Here is a 20,121-nt window from a genome sequence, read left to right on the forward strand (position 1 = left end):
GGAACCGGGCGCCTGGCTCCATGACCTACCCAAGGAGCGAGCGACGAACCCGTCCCCTCTGGGGTGTTCACGAGTGGGGATGGCCTGCTTCAACGAGGGCGCTTGGAGATCGCTTCCCGGATCACCAGAGATCGTGCCCAACGCCACCGGGCACCCAGTGCTCTGCCTCCCGAACACATGCCTGTTCAGGCGGCTGCGCGGCTCTGGCCCGGCGGCTGCGCGTGCAAGCACCGTCTTCCGCGTATTCCGACGAGCCGTTCCGCCCCCGCTACCGGCTACCAGCAGGGCGGACTGGGCGCGTCTGGAGGCCCACTTCCGGGTCAGGTGTGGAGGTAGTCGTTGAGGTAGGTGCGGGCGGCGGTCTCGCTCGTGCCGAGCGCGGTCGCCACGTCCTCGAGCGGCACGTCGAGGGCGGCGAGTTCGTACGCGGCGTCCTGGCCGGTCTGGCCGATGACGTACCGCAGGTCGGCGAGCGCCTTCAATACGACCAGCGGTTCCTCGACAGCGAGGACATCGAGTTGCCTGACGAGCTCGGTGAGCAGACCGGTGAGCTCCGCGGGAAGAGGGACGGCTGCGTCCCGGACCACCGATACGTGGGCCTCGTAGTCGCCGATCGGCCCGGACAGGTCGACGTCCGCCTCATACAGGGGGTGGTCGCCGGCGAGCGTGGTCCAGTCGAGGGGGTACTCGGCCGCGCCGCGCCAGCCGCACGAGCAGCTACCCCGCAGCAACACAGCCCGGGGCCGCCCACGCCGGCCGTCGTAGGCGTGCCACTCCGTTGACGATGGCATGTCCGGTCCGCTGCCCACGTCGAAGTAGACCGGACCCGGCTCCGTGCCATCCGACAGCAGTACTCCCACCGACCCCTCGTGCGCGGCCCCAGCGCCTTGAGCACCCTGTCCAAAACGATCAACCCCTCCCGCACCCTGTGAAGCGGGCCGGTCCCACGGCCTGGGCCCGCAGAACCCAGGCTGCCCGGACCGCAGCGGCCGTGTACCGGGATTCACCGAAAGCGGTACGCATCGGAGGCCGCGACAGCAGGGTGTTCAGCGCCCGGGGCGCTTGAGTTCGAGAATCCCGCCGTCAAGCCGCATCAGGTAGGCATCGTCCGGGGTAGTCAGCTCAGGACGCGTCGGGGGAGTCGTCCCGTTGCCGCTGGTGGTGTTGTCGAACGGTGCAGGCACACGGGGGTGGGTGATACGGCGTTGAAGCTGGTCCTTCCTGGTCCGGGCCGCATCCCGGTCGCTTGGGCGCTGCCGGTTGGCGTGTGACCAGGCCTGCAGCCAATCCGCGTGCTGGGTTTCGGGGACACCCAGGACGGTGAGGAGTGCCTTGAGCTGGGTGCGGGAGCTGGGGAAGCGCTGCCGGTACAGGATCTGATGCGCTGTCGTGCGGGGCACCCGGATGATGCCGGGGCTGTTGCGGGTGCGCTTTTCGATCTCCCGGCAGCTTGGGTTGCCCGCCCCTACGTGCAGGCTGTGAAGCGCCGCGCCCAGAGCGGCCGCATCGCGGATCTTCGTGACCTTGGGTGCCGCTGGGCGTAAAGGGCGCCGTTCCTCGACCGCCGCCTCCCACAGGTTCAGAAGCGGGCCGGGCTCGGTGCTGCAGGCGTGCGCATACGCGGTGACCGTTTCCCGGGTGGGCAGGGTCTTGCCGGAAGCGGCGCGCTTCAGCGTCGACTCGCTGAACCCCACAACCTCGTCGGCCAGCTCCGAGAAGGTGAAACCTGCTCTAACCCTCGCGTTGCGGAGTGCTTGGGCGAGACGCCCAAGGGGCCGGTCCGGGTACGGCAACGGCTGTTCGGGCCGGCCCACCTCTGATCTGCCCTCAGCCGGAGGAGTTGAGGAAGTTGCGGATCACCTCGCGTACCGGCATCCCGCCGGCGAGGCGCCCGGACAGGGCACCGGCCGCGCCGGCCCCGGCGACCAGGAGCAGCGCATCGGAGACGGGGGTGCCGGTGGCCGCGAGGACGGTGGCGCAGCACGTGGAGACGGCGACCGCGGCGCCCTGACCCGCCGGGGACTGCCGCCGACCGACTACGGAATGTGACATAGATGATCCCAATCTGCTCGACAGCACGGCCCGCGTGCGCGCCGGCCACGCCGTAGGTACGGAGACGTCAAGTCCCCCCGGTTCCAACCTGATTGATGCCTCACTGCGTCTGGCGCCGCCGTGAGACGAGAGCATCCTGGCACCCCCGCGCACACCCCCACCGCCCACGCGCGCCGTTTGGTTCACGCCTGTCCCGCCACACACGGCAGCGCCACAGCCGCTAAGTAGGCTCATCCGAGTGATCGGATAGTCATTCACCTGCGAGAACGGAAACCCGCACACCCCCTCTGGCCAGGGCCAGGAGTGTGGGCGGTCGGGCGGAGGGGGATTGGCTCGTACGCGTCCCGCAGGTCCTTGCCCTACCCTGCGCCCGACTGCGACCATCGACGCGACGCCAGGGACACCCCCTTGGCGGCTGACCCTGATCTGCCACCGGTTCCAACCGCGGCACCACCAGGGAAAATCCGCACGATCGTGCTGGCGCACGAGCGTGCCATCGGAGCCGGCGCCCCTTTGGGGCCCGGCTCCTGGCATACCCGACCCGCACCGCTCCCGGGCAGCGCCTGACGCTCCCGCGGATGCCAGCCCCAGCCCGCGGATGAGGATCTTCGGGCATGACCCGTCGTTGTCCTTCGCTGTTTCGGGTCGTAGCTGGACGTGCTGTGGGTCTGGAAGGGGTGCGTGGGCAGCTCACCCGGCCGGGTGGCTTGATTCACCGGGGAAACGGATCGTCTTCCCTGCGTTCAGGCAGAAGTCCGCCGGCACCGCACGGGCAAAGGACGTGCCTGTCGTGTCGGGGACGCGGTAGCGGGTTCCGCCGTCGGCGTGTTGAAGCGTCGCAGAGCGTAGTGACGGCCGTAGGGTGACCGTGGGCTAAGGGAGCCCTCGTCGTGCGTCGTTCCGGATCAATGGCGCAGCGTGTCGAAAGCCTTGGCGTACCCTCACCCCCGACTTGGTCCATGGCGTACCCGAGTTGATTTCGCAGGCAACTACCTCTTGCTGAGATCCGGCAGCAGCATCCACGAGGAGTTGTTGCAAAATGCGCGCGAACGATCACGTCAATCTGTGCCGCCGGTACACCGGTGAGACCTGGGCCGGCGCGAAGGCCCGAATGGAGCTGCTCCCCGTCGGCAGCCCGCCGATCCCGCGTCCCGCAGGCCAGCAGGAACTGCTGGAGGCATCCGTACTCCGTGCCCTGCTGGAGTACCCGACCACCTACACCACCAGTCCGCTGTGGATCACCCGCGTTATTCCGGGCGAGGACTACTGCGTCATCCGGTTCGCTCCAAACGCTGACCCGCACGCCCTGACCGACATGATCTCCTGGGGCCTCTTCTCGTCCGGGGACGCGGACAGCCTCGGCGGGATCGCGGAACTGCGGATCCTCGCCAGCGCCCACAACCGCATCGACGTCGGATACCCGAACAGCACCGCGCGGATCCGCCTCGAAGGCGTCCCGGAGCACGCCTGGAAGGAAGCCGAGGCCCTTCGCCGGCTCGCCGCCACAGCGGATGACGCCGATGTGCCCTTCCGGTCCAGCGGCCCGACCCGCTCCGAAAGGGCCTTCGCCGACGAGCACCGCTGGTTCGGCGAAGCGTGGGCAGAGTCGGCCTCACTGGGCAGCGCACTCCTGCGACGCCTGATGATCTTCCGTTCCGGAGCCGACTGGCTCGACATGGCCGCCTTCACCAAACACACCAACACCTACGGATTCCGCCTCACCTTCGCCGCGGACCACTGGAAGGACCACGACACCCTCATCGCAGACCTCACCCACCCCGTATACGGGATCGCCCTGACCGAGGACATGCGCAGCTGCGGCTGCCGGTACGGGCAGGACGACTGCCGCATCTGGTTCGACGCCCCCAGCAGTGCGAAGGGCCGTCTCGACCTGCAACTGCACCGTGTCAACGCGGAGTGCGACATTGCGGAGTACCACCATGCCATGACCTTCATGGGGGACCCGCAGGAAGAGGCTTGCCGGGTGACCGGTCTGGGCCCCGATCCCCAGATGCCCTGTGAACCGAAATGCCACGGCAGGCACGGAACCCTTGACCGGCTGCGACGAGCGGCGGCCCGCCGCACTGCCGAGCGCAAGGCTCTGACGATGACCAGCAGGCTCGTCGACACCGCTCGCTGAATTCGGCTCCGTTGGGGGGGGGCGGGAACCAGCCACGCAGGGTCTGGTCATGTCCGGCATGCGCTCTCCCGTGCCCGCCCCCGCAGCGATACCGTTGGGGGCTTGTCGACCTGTGGGAGGTCTGCTGTGTCAGGGATCGTGGAGGGCAAGCACCGATCACCGATCGGTGACGACGGGCATCAGCCCAACCGCCCCGTCCCCCCTCCGCCGCCACCCCCGCCCCCGCCGCCCAGCAACCCCAGCCCCAAGAAGTAGCCGTGCCCACGGCCCCGGACGCCCCCGCAGCCGGCACGCTCGCCGACGGACTGCTCGGCCAAGTCGCCGAGCAGCTCGGCCGGCCCCTGCCCGCATGCCTCCAGGAAGCCTTCCAGCGCGTGCCTCGGCACCGGTTCCTGCCCGACCGCATCTGGCTGCGCGACGGCTCGGGCGGCTACCGGCCCGTGGACCGTACGACGGATCCCGCCGACTGGCTCGCCGCGGCCTACACGGATCAGCCGCTGGTCACCCATTTCACCGGCGGTCTGCCGTCCTCGTCGGCGTCCATGCCGTCGATGGTCGCCCGCATGCTCCTCCTGGCCGGCCTCACCGAACCCAACGGCCCCGACCAAGCCCCACTGCGAGTGCTGGAATTGGGAGCGGGTACCGGCTTCAACGCAGGCCTGCTGTGCATCCTGGCGGGAGACGAGCAGGTGACCACCATCGACCTCGACCCCGACCTCGCCGCGACCGCGCAGGAGAACCTGAAGAGGGTGGGCCGGGCGCCGACGGTCGTGGCCGCGGATGGCGCCGGCGGATGGCCGCCGGGCGCCCCCTACGACGTCGTCCTGGCTACGTTCTCCGTCGACCACATCCCGCCCAAATGGCTGACCGGGCTCCGGCCAGCAGGCGGCCGCATCGTCACCCCCTGGACTTCAGCCTGGTGCAGCTACGGCACCCTCGAACTCACAGCCACCGAAGGGGGCCAGGCGCACGGGCGCTTCCACTCCTTCGCCTCCTTCATGCCCATGGCACGCCCCCACGCCAAGTCCCACCCGCCGACGACCACGCCCGCGGGAGACGACAGCGCCGCGTTCTCGGCGACGGGGCTCTCCCCTTGGGCGGTCGCCGGCGGCGACCTCGACGCCGAGTTCCACATCGGCCTCACCGTCCCCGGCGCCTCATACTCCTGGGACACCAGCGGAGACCACGCCCACACCCGCCTCCAGATCCAAGACCCCGCCACCGGATCCTGGGCGACGGTCGACTACGACGGCCGCACCGCGGCCGAATTCGCCGTCACTCAGGCCGGGTCCCGACGGCTGTGGGATGAGGTCACCGCCGCCTACCGGCGGTGGGAGGAGCTAGGTCGGCCGAGCGTCGACAGTTACGGCCTGACCGTGACTGCGGGTGCGACCGTCATGTGGGCGGGCTCTCCCGCGAGTCCGGTCGCCGAAAGCTAGTCCTGGAACCTGACGTCGACATCACTGCACGATCAGGAAAGCATGGTGAGGCGGAGCCGAGCCGACCTGCACCCCCAACGCCGCGTCCGCAGCGGCGGCGTCTTCGAAGCGCGGTGATCAACAGGGCCAGGGTGGCGGGGACGGAGCGCTGGAGGGTAGCGGGATTGGTCACCGCTGTGATGGCGGTGCCGGTTTGCGGTCGCGTCACCGACGGAGTTCGATGATGGAGTCTCTGACCTCCCTCAGCATCTGGCACGGGTTGTGAGGGCGAGCTGGGCGCAGGGGCCCAGGGAGCCTGTGTGCTTGATGCGGATTTACGGCAAGCGCCCTTCTCGGCGATACGGTGGCAATATCACGGGCAGGCCTGCTTTCCCATCCCCGAGGCAACTGAACGAGAACAGCCACCTGGGCTGACATAAGAAGCTGTTGTCGTACCGATCATGGTGGACATCGGTTCGAGTGTGGCGACTCTGTCGGGTGATCTCTCGCTTGTGCGCGCATGAAGGCAGGGCCTCCGGTTCAGCTCATGGTTGTCGAAGCCGGAGCACACCAGGAGGCCCTGTTCTTGCAGTCGCACGCTCTCGTTCGCGTGGGGTCCAACTGGGCTGCCCCATCGTGTGATTGCCTCGCTCACCGGTTCGGGAACGCGGGTGATCGCCCTGGACGTGCACCGCGCTATCCGTCGGACATGACGGACGCGGAATGGGCCCTCGTGCGCGACTGTCTGCCGGTGCCACTGTGGCTGGAGGGGCGCGGCGGGCAGCCGGAGGGGTACTGCCACCGACAGATGTTGGACGCTGTTCGCTATCTGGTGGCGGGCGGCATCACCTGGCGAGCGATGCCGGGCGACTTCCCGGCGTGGGACCGCGTCTACGCCTTCGCGCGGCGGTGGCGTGTGAAGGGCTTGCTCGCGGAACTGCACGACCGGTTGCGCGGCTTGGTCCGCGAGGAGGCCGGCCGCGATCCGGAGCCGACCGCGGCGGTGATCGACGCGCAGTCACTGCGGGCGGCGGCCACGGTGCCGGCGGCCACCCGCGGCTACGACGGGGCCAAGAAGGTGCCGGGGCGCAAGCGGCACATCGTGGTCGACTGCCTGGGGCTGCTGCTGGCCGTGATGGTCACCGCGGCAAACGTGACGGACCGGGACGCCGCGATGCCGCTGCTGGAACGTGTCCGGGCCTGCTATCGCAGGATCGTCCTGGTGTGGGCCGACGGCGGCTACGCGGGTCGTCTGGTCGGCTGGGCGAAGCAGCAACTGGGGCTCGCTCTGGAGATCGTCAAGCGCAGCGACGACGCCTCGGGGTTCGTGGTACTGCCCAGACGCTGGGTGGTGGAACGCACGCTGAGCTGGCTGATGCGCTCGCGGCGCCTGGTGCGCGACTACGAGACGCTGCCCGCCGTGCATGAGCAGATGGTGCTGTGGTCGATGACGATGCTCATGAGCCGCCGGCTGGCCCGGCGGCGAGCGTGAACCGTCCCGAGGTGGGTTCGGGCCTTCACCCGTGAAGGCCCGAACCCACGATCGAGGGCGTCATACAGCACGATCTGGTTCGCGGAACGGTTGAGGATCCGCAGCACGCGATGCCCACGTGGCGTCCCGGCTCCCCCCGGACACATACGCGCCGAATACAGAGGTATCGAGATCCTTGAGGGACTCCAGTACCAGAGTGGCAATCGCAAAGCGAGGATCGCAGCGATCAGCGGCCTCGGGAACGGCGACGACCGTCATCTGGGCTGACACGCCAGCGAGGACGCCGTTGAGCGAGTCCTCGATCACAATGCATTCGTCGGGTGACGCGCCGAGGGCGGCGGCTGCGCGGAGATAGGCGCCCGAGTGGGGTTTGCCGTGTTCGTCGTCTTCGGCCGAAAACACGGCATCGAAAGGGACCGCTGGGGCGAATACTGCGACCCCGCCGTCCAGGAACTCCTGACAGGGGACCGGCTCGTGCATTCTGATCCCGCCGCCACCAACTTCATGGTCGAACGAAGCGGCCGGGTGTGGATGATCGACTGGGCATGGGCGATGCGTGGCCCCGCCTGGATCGACGCCGCCCTGTGGTGCTGGCGGTCGGCGACGGTGTCGGCTCCGGCCTGCTGGGCCGGCGGGTGGCCGCCTTGGCGAAGACCGGGGGCTGGGCGAGCCACGTCGCCCTCGACGCCGCGGACGTGGTGGGGGTACCCGAAGGCGTCGGCTCGGCCGTTGGGCGTGCGAAGACGCCGCCGGAGGGGGTTGGTCAGGCTTCGGCGGTCTGCCCGGGATGCGGCTTCGGGGCTTGGCGGTGGGCGTCGTGCAGGTGGTGGCGCAGCTCGTGCAGGGTGTGCACGGCGAGCCAGCGCACAGTCCGCTCGGCGGGCTCGGGGTAGCTGTAGACGAGGGTGCGGTCCCAGTGGTCGGGCGGCAGGCGGTCCAGGACGTTGGCGAACAGTGCCGCCGCGTCGGTGAGCTGCCGGGCGACGGCGGCGGGGTCCTGGAGGGCGTAGCCGTCGTGCTCGACGCGTTCGTCGCGGCCCATGGGCTCGGCTACCGGGGTGTTGCTGCGGCGGGCGACCAGTACCCGCTCACGCTGGACGAGCAGGACGTCTCGGACGTGGCAGGCGTACTCGAGCGGCGACCAGATCCCAGGGGCCGGCCGCGGCGCTGAGGCGTGCGGCCCGTGCAGGAAGTCCGCGAACTGCGCCGCTTGATCCCGGGCCAGTGAGGCGACCGAGGGCGCTAGATTGAGGTCGTAGGTGAACCCGCATTCCCCGCAGTCGTCCGTCACACGACCACCTTAGCGGCGGCGGGGCCGTCCTCACAGATGGTGGCGGTGACTGCCCGTTCGAACAGGGATCGCTCGTCGGTGTGGATGTCAGTGCCCTGCCGTGTCGTGCTGGCACGGGTGAGCTGTTGAACGGGCATGCGGAAGATCATTTACCTGAATGCGGCTGCTGCCCTGGCGGTCGTTGCGGCGCTGTCGACGGCGGGACCGGCAGCTGCGGATTCCAGCTCGTGCACGCATCACGTCTCCGGCCCTCAGATCTGTATCCGGTTGGATGGCAGCAACTTCTGGAACACGCCCACTGCGATCTGGGCCAACCCGGGGAGGAGCGTGAAGGCGCGCGAAGTGTCCCTTTACGTGAACGGGAAGCGGTACTACGGGCCCAAGACGGCAACCCGAAAGGGCAAGACGCTGAGCTATACGTGGGGGCGCTTCCAGCAGGACGCGGACACGAAGCTGTGCGTGCGGTTCCAGGGTATCGATCGCGTCGCCTGCGAGTTCACCCGGGACATCGGCGACAGGGCACCGCTTTAGGAACTGGATGGCGGGCAGAGCCCGTACTACCTCAGGCCACAGCCTGCGCAGTGGCGCACCTTGCTTTGCTGCTCGATGTGCCCTGCTGTGCTGAAAGTATCAGCGTGCGGGCTGTCTGATCGGACCGGCCAGGACCGGTCGGGTCTGCTGCGGCTGGAGGCATTCGGGCGGTGTCAGGTCAGGTACAGCCTCGGGCGGGGCTTGATGGGAGCGCTGCTCCACCGCTTGCTCGCACTTGGCGATCACTGTTGTCTGGGTGTCTGAGTGGACGCCAGGTCGTCCAGGCGGTGGAGGACTCGTGCGGGATCGATTTCGTTGAGCCATGAGCCGAGTCCTGCGGCCATGACGAGGGGGTCGATGCCGAAGAGTTGGCCGATGTAGTACATCTCGCGGATGGTGTATTTGATCAGGCCGTCCTGGCGTTTGCTGATCTGGCTTTTGGACATGCCGAGGTAGCTGCCGAGCTGTTCGTAGGTCAGCTCCGCGCGGAGCCTTCCGTGTTCCACGGCTTCGATGAATCTGAGCTCCAGCTCGGTTACCGCCTCCAGGGCGAGCTGCTTCGCCGTCTTGTCCATGGTTCGCATCATAGCGATCTCGGCTGTAGCCGTGACCATCAGGGCCGCTCAACCGCCATCATTGTTTCTCTGATGCGCACTTGGTTGCCCTCAGGGAAACCTTGCGTGTAGTCTCGTCAACATGATCGACCGCGAAAACGAGGACGGGTCTGGAGCCGCCACACGCGGTTGGGCGCCGGCGCACTCTTGGCGCTGGTTCCTGATCCGAGCCGCCAAGCACGTCCCCAAAGCCGGCAAAGATCAACCGCAACGGAAGTTTCTGGGCGCGCAGTTCTTCGCGATTCTGCAAGCCGTGGGGCAGGCCGCGAACGAAGACGGCACGAACGCTTTTCTGGGGATCGACACGCTCATGGCAGTGGGGCGTTGCAGCAAGGACACCGTGCAAAAGGTGCTCATCGCGGCCGAGTCCATGCAACTCATCAGGAAAACAGCCAACGCGCGCGGCGGACGAAACCCCAAGCCCGCAACCTATGCGTGCACCTTCCCGCTCGGCGCCGACACAGAGACCGGCAGGGGACTCGACTGGGAGCGCGCCCTGATCGTGTTGTCCAGTTCAGAGCACGACCGGCGCTTGCGCCACAAGCGGGCCGTACCCACAGGGCGTCATATGAAGCGGTCTGAGGAAGCGGCTCCTGAAGCGCAGGAAGCATCATCTGACGCCGCCTGTGATGACGCCGCGATGAAGCAGGAAGCGTCACATGACCACTCCACGGGGCGTCACGTGACAGATCAGAGGGCGTCAGGTGACGCCTCTACCAGGGGCTACCAAGCCTTACACCACGAGGAAGCCGCCGCAGTTGACCCACCTCAGGTGGATGCGGCCGCCCCGGCCAAGCAAGATTCACCCTCGCCTGACGCAGGCATGCAGAACAGTCCCAGCTATGCGCGGCAGGGATTACGCGCTGCCCCGGATTCCGCCGCCGCCAACTACCAAGGCCATGTGGCCACCTGTGACCGATGCCCGCGCGAGATTTGGTGCCCTGAGGGCTCCCGGCTCCGCCGGTACCTCGCAAGAGAGCAGCATCAAAAGCGTGCCCGATACCTGGGTGCCAATGGCGGATCGTGAGCGCGGCGCAACCCCCGCGACATCCCAGCCCCACGACCCCTCGCGTGGTCGGTCGACACCGCGGGCCTTCAAACGAAATCGAGGTGATGGGGATGTCCGCGGCGACGCTTGCAAGCACCTCACCGAGCAGCGTCGGCAGCAGGGGCGTGCTCACCTCCGCTCGGCCTGAAGCTGACCGCCCCCCCCGCATGACTGATGTCTCGTGGCTGATGACTGGTGACCGGTGCCTCCGTGACTGTTGACCGGTCTTCGGTGACCGAAGACTGGTGAACTTGTGGCGTGACCGGTGACCGGTCACGGCTCTGGTGACGGCGCGACTGGTGACTGATTCGGTGACCAATCCGGTGACGAAATCGGTGACGAAGTCGGTGAGTGACCGGCTGTCACCTCGCCGGTGCGAAGTCACCAGTAAGCCGGTCGCGAGCGGCCCACGTCGGCGAGCACGTCGTCGTGCTCGGCGTTTTCTGCCGTGACCGGTCCAACAGCACGCACCCCTTTGACCTGCGGTGTGACCGGTCACCGATGGTCGGGATGGGCGGTGACCGATCAGGCCTCCCTCGGTCATGGCCGATTCCCCGGCCTCAGCCCCTTACACCTCTGCACGCCCGGTCACTGGCAGCCTGCTCACCGGTCGACGGAAGTGAGGCGCGGCTGTGCCAGGGCTGGTGAGCTATCCGGGGACTTGGTTGGTCCCGGTTTGTCGGTCCATGCCGGTCGATCGCTTCTAGGCTGACGATGGACGTGTTGATGAGGAGGGTGACGTGGGCACGGTCTTACGGATCGATGTGGGTGGCGCGGTCGTCGTGCTGCCCTGGCCGGGTGACGATGCGGGGCGGCGGCAGGTGGTGCGCACGGCTGTGGGCGGTCCGGCGGATGCGGCGGTCTACCACCGCAGGACCCAGTTCCATGTGCATGGGAAGGGTCAGGCTGAGCGGCTGGCGATGAATCTGCCAGCGTGGGTGCTGGCGTCCGTGTGGCGGAGGATGGAGATCACCTACGGCTTCTACGGGCCGGTGGTCGTCACCGGTCCGCAGCTGGGTGCCTTGGACGAAGCGATGGCTGCAGAAGTGCGGGCGGTGTGCGCGGCGGTGGCGGAAGTGCGGGAGGAGTGGGTGACGCGGCAGCCTGCCGGTGAGTGGCAGGCCCGTGCCGAACTTCTCGCCGCTGCCCGTCACGGGGTGGCTGCACTCGCCTGAACGCTAGACCGCCGGCCCGCTCTGAAATGGGTGTGGGCCCCTGCAACTGCAGGGGCCCACACCCGTCTATGCCGTGCTGGGTATCAGGTCACCGTGGTCCCGGCTGTCGTGCGGGAGGGCCGCCCGGACAGGACGCGGTCGATGGTGTCCTCGGTGAGGGTGTCGAGGGTGATGTCGTAGGTGCGGGCCATCTGCTGCAGGCGGGCGATGGTCTTGCGGATGGCGGCGGTGTTGCCAGCTGCCGATTCGATGTGGAGTAGGTCCCGGTAGAGGACTTCCGAGGTCTCTTCGACATCGAGGCCTTGCCGGACGGTGCGGCGGGCGGCGTCGAGGTCGGGGTTGGCCCCGTCGGTGTGCCAGCGCGCGAGGGTATGAGCGGTGTCGGTGATCCTCGACAGCATGTCTTGGATGACATGATCGGCCCAGGGCAGGGCCCGGCCGTCGAACGGCTTGCCGCGGATCAGCCCCATCGCCCTCTCCAGATCCGGGATGCCCCCCTTGGGGCCTTCGGCCAGCCCGTGCGAGGCCAGCTGCCGGAAGCGGTCCCAGTCGGAGGTGACGGCTGGGTGGAAGGTGTACCCGCTGCCGTTCTTGGGCCGCGGAAGCAGCGGGTATCCGTCGTAGGTCAGGCCGATCTGGTTGCGGAGCTCGGACAGGCGTGAATGCAGGGTGCGGGTGGACCACGGGTGGACGGGGTCCATGGCCTGGCACAGGTACTCGGCGCTACGCCCCGGGCGCAGGTGGATCAAAGCTGCGATGGCGTTGTTGCGGGGGCTGTGCGCGGATCCGAGACCGCCCGTGATGCGCAACGGTCCCAGCATCTCGATACAGACGGCCGTGTCATCGTCGTTCTGTTCGGCTGTGGTCCGGGCTGCGGGGATGAGTTCGCTGGGCTGGCGCGGGCGGGCGTGCTCGTCCGGCGTACCGGCTGAGGGCTGGTCCTTGGTGTCGGCAGCCTCGGCCGTATTCAAGGGGTTGGTGTCGGTAGCCGCGGCGTCGCCTGCGGTGGTGGCCGCAAGGAGGGCGGGGAAGGGGTTGCCCGGGTCGTGAGCGCCCTCGCTGGTCACCCGCATGATCAAAGGCGTGCTGGTGGCAGCTGGCTGGTCGTGGGCCTCGGCGAACTCCCATGCCCCGGTCGCGGTCGTGGGTTCCTGCACGGATACCTGAAGTGCGTGGACGTACTGCAGGTACTGCTCGTCAGTGATCCGCTGCAAGGTCACCGGCTCGTCCAGTAGCGCGAGGCGGACGTCTTGATCTCGCGTGGTGTTGAGGATTTCGGCATGGGGGAACGCGCGCCGGGTGGTGTCGGTAGCAGGCAGGACGACGGCAGTGTGCAGAGTGCGGGCAGCGGCGAGGGCGTCAGCGAGCTGGGTGACGTGTTCCTGCTCGCCGTCGCTGGCGCCGATGAGCAGCCAGGGCAGCACCTGCTCACCGCTCTGGTGGGCTTCGAGGAGGAGTTCGCCGAGGTCGGCGGCGACGGCAGGCAGGTGGGGCATGGTGCGGATGCGGCCCTGGGGCAGGAGCCCGGCCAGGCGGGCGCCCAGTCCGGTGGTGAGGATTTCGCTGTAGTCGGTCCAGGCACAGGTGCCGAGCTCCAGGGCGAGGGCGCGGGCGACTTCGAGGACTTCGTCGGCTTCGCCGTCCAGGAGCAGTACGCGGCATGTCATGAGATCGGCAAGCAGTAGACCTGTCTCGGTCGCGCCGAGGGTGACCAGTCCCGGGTACGGGGCTTGGACGTCGCCCGCCTGGTCGGCGGGCAGCAGCATCGCTTGGGCGTCCAGGGCCCAGGCTCGTGGGTCGTCGCCGGTGGCAAAGGGGGTGACAGGCTCGGCAGGCTCGTCGAGCAGCAGGGTGATGCCGTGGGCATCGATTCGGGCCCCGCGCAGGGCAGGCAGTTCGCGTTCTGCCTCGGCGGCGTGGTGGGCGAGGGTGCGCAGGACACGGTCGAGGAGCCCGACTGCGTCCGGCTCGAGGGCCGTGCCCAGGACTTGCTCCACGGTGGTGGGGTCCGGGTCTTGGGCGATGGTCTGTCCGGCGCGGCGCTGGCGCTGTTGGAGGATCCGGCGGATCCCGAGGGCGCCGGCCAGGGAGGCGGCCAGCAGGGTGCCGATCCCTGCGACCAGCGCCCAGTTGATGTTCGCGGGGCTCTTGGTGCTTGGGGCGGTGGTGTCACTGGGGGATGGCGTGGCCGGGGTGGGGGTGGTCTGCGGTGGGATACCGACCGAGGGACCTGCAGTTGACGGCGCGGGTTCGGGTCTCGCGGGTGAGGATGCTGATGCTGCGGGGGAGGAGGCCGGTGCAGGTGTTGCCGTTCCTGCGGGTGCGGCGGGTGCGGCGGGTGCCGGAGCGGGAGGTGGGGTCTGCGGTGGGGCGGTCGGGGCAGTGGCGGGCTGGGGGAGGGTGAGCCACTGGCCCGGGTGGATCAGATCGGGGTCCGTGAACACGCCGCCGTCGGGCAGGGTTTGGCCCTTGTTCAGGTCGAAGATCTCCTGGTATCGGTCGGCGTTGCCCAGCGTGGTCGCGGCGATGCCGGACAGGCTGTCGCCTTCCCGGACGGTGTACGTCTCAGGCGCTGTCCCGGTCTGCTGCGGGTGTTCTCCACCGGTCGCGGCCGGGCGAGCGTCGGCGGGAAGCTGCAGGATCCATCCGGGCTGGATGGGCCAGTCCGCGTGGAAGACGCTGCCGTCCGTCATGGCGTGGCCTTCATTGAGGGCGGCGATGTCGCCCCACCGCTCGCCGTCGCCGAGGCGTTCGGCGGCAATCGACCACAGGCTCTCAGCGGGCCGTGCGTCGCGGACGGTGTGGGTGACGGCTGTGTCGGCGGTCGGTGCTGAGGCTTCTGATCGTGCCGTGCCGCTGTGTGTCCCCGGGACGGGGGCGGCGCTCGCGCTGATGACCGGGGTGCCGGCGGGGGCTGCGGTGGCGGGGGCGGCGAGGGCTGTGCCGGCCGGCAGGGCGAGCAGGACGGTGCCGACGAGTGCGGCGGCGGCCCGCTGGCCGAGCAGGCCGCGGATCTGGGGTGCGGTGCGGCCGCGGAGCTGGGCGGGGATTTCCAGCAGGACGGCGAGGATGAAGCACGCCCATCCGGCCCATCCGGCGCAGGCCAGGAGCAGGAGGAAGACCTGTCCGGAGTCCTCGGTGGACAGCAGGCTGGTCAGGGCGGCGAGTCCGGGCGGCCCGACAAGGGCGCTGCCCCACCACAGCAGGGCGGGCAGTCCGGCCAGCAGAGCGGCCAGCACAGTCAGGGAGAGCAGACCACGCAGCAGCGCGGCCGCGGTCTGAGCGCCGCCGTGCCGCCGCGGCGGGGTGGGGGCGGGGGTGGGCTTCGGCATGACCGGTCCTTCTCGCGTGGAGCGGTGGGCTATTGAGGCTGGGTGGTGCCGTAGAGCAGGCGGGCGGAGCCGTGCCCGGTGACGTCCATCGATCCGATGCCGGCGATGGCCAGGAACTTGGTCGGGTAGCTGTCGTGAACGGTCACGGTCAGCTGGGCGCCGTCAGCGGAGAAGGCGGCGCTGCCCTGGGTACCGGCGCGGGCGAGGTAGGCCTGCGCGGCCGCCTGGGCGGCCGCGGGATCGGCACGGACGGCGGTCCCGGTGACGGCGGCCGCGGGGTCGATCGCCTGCCCGGCTGCCCGGGCCGCCTCCATCGCCACGGCATCGGCGCGTTCGGTCGCGCGGAGTTTGCCGCCGCCATCGATGGCCAGCCCGATGATCGCCAACAGGGCCACGGTGACGATCGCCGTGTACACGGCGATCCCGCCCCGGTCTTCCTGTAGGCGGCTGTGCCACCAGGCGCGCAGGTCCTGCATGTTCAGCTCTCCCGGGAGCGGTAGGCGTCTACAACGGACGTGAAGCGGCTGGTCATCGTCTTGGATCCCGGAGCTCCGGGCAGCAGCAGGTCGCTCATCGCGACGGTGCAGGAGACGGTCACCGTCACCGTGCCTACCTGCCCGACCGGTACGGCGAGGCCGGAGGCGTCGACGCTGGTGCTGGTGGAGGCGCAGTGGATGCCTTGGTCGTTAAGGGAGCGGGCGGCCGCAGCCGTCGCTTCGGACTGTGCGCTGGTATAAGTGCGGGAGATGGATGCGGCGCGGGCCGCGTCCTCTGCGGCCGCATCGACCTTCGAGCCGGCCATGACGATCCGCCCGCCGCCGATGGCCAGGCACAGCAGGATCAGCAGCAGAGGGGTGACGATCGCGGCCGCGATGGTCTCACTGCCCCGGTCACCCCCCGCGGTAGGCCGCCGCATCCACTTCATGAACCCGGTGGTGGTCACGGGGTCGTCCACCTCTCCCTCGGCGCACCGGCCGACTGCGACACGGACAACCCGCCCACTCCGGGAATGAGGGAGGGGGCGCTGCCGGTGACCGTGACCCGCACGTCGGTTGCAGAGCTTCCGGAGGTGCTGACGGAGGTGGCCGTGAGGCTGTCGCCCGCAATCCGGCCGAGGGTCTCTAGGGCGCGGGCTGCTCCCGCGCCGTCGGGAGCCTGGTAGACGCGTGCGGCGGCGACGCCCTCGCGAGCTGCGGTCAGCGCGATGCTACGGGCGTGGACCCACATCGCGGCCTGGACCACGGCGACGGTCACCAGGATGACGAACGGGAAGATGATCGCCATCTGGATCGACGCCTCCCCCCGATCCCCGGCAAGCCGTCGCCGAAGTGCCGCCGGCCACCCCCCGGCCCGCCCGCTGCAGGCCAGTCGTCTCCGCGCCATACGCGCCACTGCGTCCCCCTCTTCCCCTTTCGCTGTTGCTAGATGCCGGAGAGTTTGGCGTTGTACTTGGTGACGACGATGCCGATGGTTCCGGCGATGGCCAGGGCCCCGGCGACGGCAGCGACCCAGATGATGATGGTCGTGATGGAGATGTCGCCCCGGTCCTCGGAGGCATGGGCCTGGACTTTCTCCCAGTGCGAGCGCAGGGCGACGTTCAGGCGCACGAGCGTCTTCATGGTGTGACTCCCTCTGTTCGGGTCGGGTCAGGTGGTGAGCATGCGGATGATGGCGGGGAAGGCGATCAGGAGCATGACCAGGACGGCGAGCAGCGCGCCGGGGGCGGTCATCTTCTCGCTGTCACTGTTGGCGTCCGCAGCCTGCTGGGCGAGGAGTTCGGTGCGCAGGTTGCGGGCGCGCGAGCGCAGCGTGGTGTAGACGGAGGCGCCGTCGTCGGCGGACTGCCGCATGATCGCCGCGAGGTCGTCCATGACCGGCAGGTCCAGTTCGGCGGTCAGACGGGCCAAAGACTCCCAGTGCGCCACCTTGTCCACCCTCGACTGCGCCAGCGCCGCCCGGATCCGCTGGAACGCCCACCCCTGCCCCACCGTTGCGGCCTGCTCCATGGCCTGTTCGGCCGAGACGTTCCCGGCCCGGCGCAGGGCGACCAGGTCGAGGTAGGCGGCCATGGCGTGCGCGAACTCCGCCCTGGCCCGCTTGGCCTTGTCGCGCAGGGCGAGGTCGGGGGCGAACCACAGGACGACGGCGGCGAGGATGCCCACGATCGCCGGCAGGTACAGGGGCAGGCCCAGGAGCAGCAGCGGCACCGTGGACAGCGGCGGAAGCAGCAGCCCGGCCCCGGCCAAAGCAACCTTGGTCAGGACGAACCGTGCAGGCGTACTCCCGGTCAGAGCGAGATCTTTACAGGGGATCCGGAAGCCGGGGACGTCGGCGAGACGCTCCAGCAGCCACTGCCCCCACCGCTCGTCCCGGTCGGTTCCCGCCTCGCCGGACGGGGTGGTGGGGGTGGGTGCGGGCTGGTTGAGGCGGCGCAGCGCGGGTCCGAGGGCGGGTGCGGGCCGCAGGACTTCCCGGATGAGCAGGGCGCCGCCGGCTCCGATGGCCGCGCCGGACAGGATCGCTGCGACGGGCATCATGCCATCACCTCCACGGTGGGTTCCTCGGCGCCGTCCCCGAGGGTGGGGGCGGGGGTGACGGCGCTGCGGGTATCGGCGATCAGGAAGCGGGGGACGGGCTTGATGTCGGCGATCTGCCGCATCAGTGCGAGGACTCCGACGAACCCGGCCAGCAGGACCGCCAGCACGAGTTGCCCGAGCAGGGTGCCGTACGGGGCGGTGTAGGAAGGGATGAAGAACCCGCATCCGATCACGCCGAGGGTGATGATCGTCATCCACCGCATCGTGGTGCGCGGCTTGGCCCGGTCGGCCTCGATCGCCCGGCGGCGCGCCACCTCCTCGTGGACGGACTCCGCGAGGTCTTCCAGGGCCTGGGCTAGACCCGGGCCGCGGTCGGCGGCCGACAGTACGAGGGCGGCCACCACCTTGTCCGCCGTCACGTCGCCCAGTTGGTCGCCGAACTCCCACAGCGCGTCCACCGGCCGCCATCCGACATGAAGCCGGTCCACCAGGTCGGCCACCTCACCCGTGATGTCCTCGGGGCAGCCCCGGCGGGAGACCTGCAACGCCTCGTCCAGCCCGCGGCCCAGCCGCAGAACGTTGGCCAGTCGCTGGGTCCAGTCGCCGAGGGCTTCCAGTTTGGCGATCCGCGCCGCGGCTGACTTCGTCGGTGACAGCAGCCACGGCACCCCGATGACCGCGAGGAACACCATCACCCCGGCGATGAACACCCCGCTGATCAGCCACAGCAGCACCCCGGCCAGGGCTCCGCCGATCAGACGGGTACGGCAGGCCATGTGCTCGTCCCGCGTCGCCAGATGCCGCCCGGCCCGCAGCCGGGCCGTGGCACCGGGCCCCTTCGGCGCGGTTGTCCCGGCGATCCCGGCGACCAGGCCGACCAGCCCGCCAGCGACGGCCAGGCCAGCCAGCACCCACAGCAGCACGGTCACAGCGCCGCCCCCTCGGTCACCAGCAGCGGCAGCGGCGCACCCCACGCCCCGGACGGGTCGTTCAGCAGGCCGGCGTCGAATCCGGCCCGGCGCAGGTCGGGAATGCACCGCGGGTGCATCAGCGGGACGGCGCGGTGCTCGCCCCATTCCGGGCGCGGGCCGAAGACGGTGTTCGTCTCGGGGCGTCCGCCCTCGCCGATCCCGGTGACCTCCAGGACGTGTGAGACGAACCGGTGGCGGTGGCCGCCGATTTTCGTCTCGTCCACAGAGGAGACGAACACAATGAAGTGGAGCCCGTTGGCGGCTTGCCGGTAGGCGAGCGACTCCGACATGTTGGCCTGGGCGAGGAGGTAGAGCTCGGCGATCCGGTCGAAGACGACGGAGGGGTGGATGGCGTGCAGGGTGCACAGGTTGCCGCCCGCACCGTTCGTCATGGCCTGGAGCATCGCGACGATCTCCGGGCCGCGGACCTCACCGACCACGATCCGCGTGAGCGTCATGCGCAGCGCCCGGTACATCAGGTCCATGAGCGTGATCTCACCGGCCGCGGCGCCGGCGACCACTTCGCCGTTGGACTCGCGTGCCTCCATTGGCACCACCTGCCGGTGGTGCCCGTTCTCGTGGGCGAAGAGCTCGTACTCCGTCTCTAGCGTCGCGAACCGCTCGTCCGGATCGATCTCTTTGAGCAGGGCCCGCAGCAGCGTCGTCTTGCCCGCCGCCTGACCACCCACGATCATCACGTTCTTCTCCGCGCGCACACACGCCCGCAGGAAGGCCTCCAACGTGGTGTCGAGCATGCCGCGGCCGACCAGCTCGGGCAGGTCTGCGTGGCGCATGCTGTGCCGGCGGATGGTCACGTACGTGCCCGGCGTGACGTCGATGACCGCCTGCAGACGCGACCCGTCCGCTAGCCGCAGAGCCAGGAACGGATCCGCGGTCGAGAGACTCCGCTCGGCCTGGCCGGTGGTGCGCCTGGCCAGATCACGCAGCAATTCGCGCAGCTCCTCGTCGGAGTCCGCGACCGGCGCCACCCGCACACGCCGCCCGTCGGTGAAGTCCAGCCACACATCCGCGAACCCGTTGATGAAGATGTTCTCCACCAGGGTGTTGTCCAGGTGCTGCTGCAGACGCCCAGCCCGGAACTGCAGATCAAACACGGCCTGGGCGATCGCGGCGTCCTCGGCCGCAGAGGTCGCCACGCCGCGTTTGACGGCTTCGGCATCCGACCACACCGCCACCTGCTCATTGATCAGATGCCGGCCCTGCTGCTCCTGCGCCGCCGTACTCATGCCCGGCCGGGCCCGCAGCAGCTCGGTCAGCCGCTCCCCGACCTCCTTCTTGATCAGCCGGACCACCGCGTAGTCGATGACCGGCGAAGCCGCCTGAGCCTGCGCGTGTGCCTGTGTCGGCGGGGAAGTGCCGGGCGTGGCCGTCGCGGGCAGCGGCACCCTCGGATTCACCGGCTGGGCGCCAAGATGCCCGCTCGGTACGGGAGCTGCCGGGCTGCGGGAGCCGGCCAGCCGGGCATGAAGCGAGCCGGCGGGCATCTGGGGGTTGTTGTG

The 20,121-nt window shown here is 69.3% G+C and carries 21 protein-coding genes and 1 pseudogene; 7 read left to right on the plus strand and 15 right to left on the minus strand.

Annotation, left to right across the window (positions count from 1 at the left end):
* Nucleotides 1–320: 320 nt before the first annotated feature.
* The 3 genes from K7B10_RS39490 to K7B10_RS39500 all read right to left on the minus strand — a co-directional run bounded on the left by K7B10_RS39490 (nt 321) and on the right by K7B10_RS39500 (nt 2,052).
* Complete coding sequence (locus K7B10_RS39490; RefSeq protein ID WP_229344508.1) at nt 321–734, minus strand: hypothetical protein; 414 nt, start codon at nt 732–734, stop codon at nt 321–323.
* Nucleotides 735–1,046: 312 nt separating this feature from the next.
* Complete coding sequence (locus K7B10_RS39495; RefSeq protein ID WP_229344511.1) at nt 1,047–1,814, minus strand: helix-turn-helix domain-containing protein; 768 nt, start codon at nt 1,812–1,814, stop codon at nt 1,047–1,049.
* A gap of 13 nt (nt 1,815–1,827) precedes the next feature.
* Complete coding sequence (locus tag K7B10_RS39500) at nt 1,828–2,052, minus strand: hypothetical protein (protein ID WP_229344513.1); 225 nt, start codon at nt 2,050–2,052, stop codon at nt 1,828–1,830.
* Between the two features lie 1,039 nt (nt 2,053–3,091).
* Between K7B10_RS39500 and K7B10_RS39505 the strand changes: the two genes are divergently transcribed.
* The 3 genes from K7B10_RS39505 (at nt 3,092) to K7B10_RS39515 (ending at nt 7,102) form a co-directional block, all read left to right on the plus strand.
* Nucleotides 3,092–4,192 carry a hypothetical protein gene (locus K7B10_RS39505; protein WP_229344515.1) on the plus strand — a complete coding sequence of 367 codons (1,101 nt, stop codon included), beginning with the start codon at nt 3,092–3,094 and terminating at the stop codon, nt 4,190–4,192.
* A gap of 257 nt (nt 4,193–4,449) precedes the next feature.
* The gene (locus tag K7B10_RS39510) at nt 4,450–5,631 is read left to right on the plus strand and encodes a protein-L-isoaspartate O-methyltransferase family protein (RefSeq protein ID WP_229344518.1); all 1,182 of its coding nucleotides are present in this window, start codon (nt 4,450–4,452) and stop codon (nt 5,629–5,631) included.
* 688 nt (nt 5,632–6,319) lie between these two features.
* Nucleotides 6,320–7,102: an IS5 family transposase gene (locus K7B10_RS39515; protein ID WP_229344521.1), complete on the plus strand. Its 783-nt coding sequence runs from the start codon at nt 6,320–6,322 to the stop codon at nt 7,100–7,102.
* 60 nt (nt 7,103–7,162) lie between these two features.
* On the opposite strand, the gene K7B10_RS39520 is transcribed toward K7B10_RS39515, so the two are convergent.
* Complete coding sequence (locus K7B10_RS39520) at nt 7,163–7,582, minus strand: HAD family hydrolase (RefSeq protein WP_229344524.1); 420 nt, start codon at nt 7,580–7,582, stop codon at nt 7,163–7,165.
* A 107-nt stretch (nt 7,583–7,689) separates the two neighbouring features.
* Between K7B10_RS39520 and K7B10_RS39525 the strand changes: the two are divergent.
* Nucleotides 7,690–7,830: pseudogene (locus K7B10_RS39525) on the plus strand (NADPH:quinone reductase); the annotation flags it as partial.
* Between the two features lie 35 nt (nt 7,831–7,865).
* Here K7B10_RS39525 and K7B10_RS39530 read toward each other — a convergent pair.
* Nucleotides 7,866–8,393, minus strand: a complete 528-nt coding sequence (locus K7B10_RS39530) for a DinB family protein (protein ID WP_229344526.1) — start codon at nt 8,391–8,393, stop codon at nt 7,866–7,868.
* Complete coding sequence (locus K7B10_RS39535) at nt 8,390–8,530, minus strand: hypothetical protein (RefSeq protein ID WP_229344529.1); 141 nt, start codon at nt 8,528–8,530, stop codon at nt 8,390–8,392. The genes K7B10_RS39530 and K7B10_RS39535 overlap by 4 nt, the downstream gene beginning before the upstream one ends.
* Between K7B10_RS39535 and K7B10_RS39540 the strand changes: the two genes are divergently transcribed.
* Nucleotides 8,529–8,924: a hypothetical protein gene (locus K7B10_RS39540; protein WP_229344532.1), complete on the plus strand. Its 396-nt coding sequence runs from the start codon at nt 8,529–8,531 to the stop codon at nt 8,922–8,924. The genes K7B10_RS39535 and K7B10_RS39540 overlap by 2 nt on opposite strands.
* 242 nt (nt 8,925–9,166) lie before the next feature.
* On the opposite strand, the gene K7B10_RS39545 is transcribed toward K7B10_RS39540, so the two are convergent.
* Complete coding sequence (locus K7B10_RS39545) at nt 9,167–9,499, minus strand: hypothetical protein (protein ID WP_229344534.1); 333 nt, start codon at nt 9,497–9,499, stop codon at nt 9,167–9,169.
* 121 nt (nt 9,500–9,620) lie between these two features.
* Between K7B10_RS39545 and K7B10_RS39550 the strand changes: the two genes are divergently transcribed.
* Together K7B10_RS39550 and K7B10_RS39555 are read left to right on the plus strand one after the other, a co-directional pair.
* Nucleotides 9,621–10,565, plus strand: coding sequence for a hypothetical protein (locus K7B10_RS39550; RefSeq protein ID WP_229344537.1), 945 nt, complete (start codon nt 9,621–9,623; stop codon nt 10,563–10,565).
* A gap of 761 nt (nt 10,566–11,326) precedes the next feature.
* A complete protein-coding gene (locus K7B10_RS39555) occupies nt 11,327–11,761 on the plus strand; it encodes a hypothetical protein (protein WP_229344540.1) in 435 nt (144 codons plus the stop codon).
* An 83-nt stretch (nt 11,762–11,844) separates the two neighbouring features.
* On the opposite strand, the gene K7B10_RS39560 is transcribed toward K7B10_RS39555, so the two are convergent.
* The 8 genes from K7B10_RS39560 to K7B10_RS39595 are packed head-to-tail and all read right to left on the minus strand — an operon-like array spanning nt 11,845 to nt 20,106.
* Nucleotides 11,845–15,093, minus strand: coding sequence for a LysM peptidoglycan-binding domain-containing protein (locus tag K7B10_RS39560; RefSeq protein WP_229344543.1), 3,249 nt, complete (start codon nt 15,091–15,093; stop codon nt 11,845–11,847).
* A gap of 29 nt (nt 15,094–15,122) precedes the next feature.
* Nucleotides 15,123–15,569: a pilus assembly protein TadG-related protein gene (locus tag K7B10_RS39565; protein ID WP_229344546.1), complete on the minus strand. Its 447-nt coding sequence runs from the start codon at nt 15,567–15,569 to the stop codon at nt 15,123–15,125.
* A gap of 2 nt (nt 15,570–15,571) precedes the next feature.
* Complete coding sequence (locus tag K7B10_RS39570) at nt 15,572–16,009, minus strand: TadE/TadG family type IV pilus assembly protein (RefSeq protein WP_372481587.1); 438 nt, start codon at nt 16,007–16,009, stop codon at nt 15,572–15,574.
* Nucleotides 16,010–16,032: 23 nt separating this feature from the next.
* Nucleotides 16,033–16,476 carry a TadE/TadG family type IV pilus assembly protein gene (locus K7B10_RS39575; protein ID WP_267501567.1) on the minus strand — a complete coding sequence of 148 codons (444 nt, stop codon included), beginning with the start codon at nt 16,474–16,476 and terminating at the stop codon, nt 16,033–16,035.
* A 38-nt stretch (nt 16,477–16,514) separates the two neighbouring features.
* The gene (locus tag K7B10_RS39580) at nt 16,515–16,712 is read right to left on the minus strand and encodes a hypothetical protein (protein ID WP_229344551.1); all 198 of its coding nucleotides are present in this window, start codon (nt 16,710–16,712) and stop codon (nt 16,515–16,517) included.
* Between the two features lie 27 nt (nt 16,713–16,739).
* Nucleotides 16,740–17,630, minus strand: a complete 891-nt coding sequence (locus tag K7B10_RS39585) for a type II secretion system F family protein (protein WP_229344554.1) — start codon at nt 17,628–17,630, stop codon at nt 16,740–16,742.
* Complete coding sequence (locus K7B10_RS39590; protein ID WP_229344557.1) at nt 17,627–18,559, minus strand: type II secretion system F family protein; 933 nt, start codon at nt 18,557–18,559, stop codon at nt 17,627–17,629. Before K7B10_RS39590 ends, K7B10_RS39585 begins: the two co-directional genes overlap by 4 nt.
* The gene (locus K7B10_RS39595; protein ID WP_267502786.1) at nt 18,556–20,106 is read right to left on the minus strand and encodes a TadA family conjugal transfer-associated ATPase; all 1,551 of its coding nucleotides are present in this window, start codon (nt 20,104–20,106) and stop codon (nt 18,556–18,558) included. The genes K7B10_RS39590 and K7B10_RS39595 overlap by 4 nt, the downstream gene beginning before the upstream one ends.
* Nucleotides 20,107–20,121 lie beyond the last annotated feature (15 nt).

The organism is Streptomyces flavotricini (genome assembly GCF_020639365.1).
Lineage (GTDB): Bacteria > Actinomycetota > Actinomycetes > Streptomycetales > Streptomycetaceae > Streptomyces > Streptomyces flavotricini.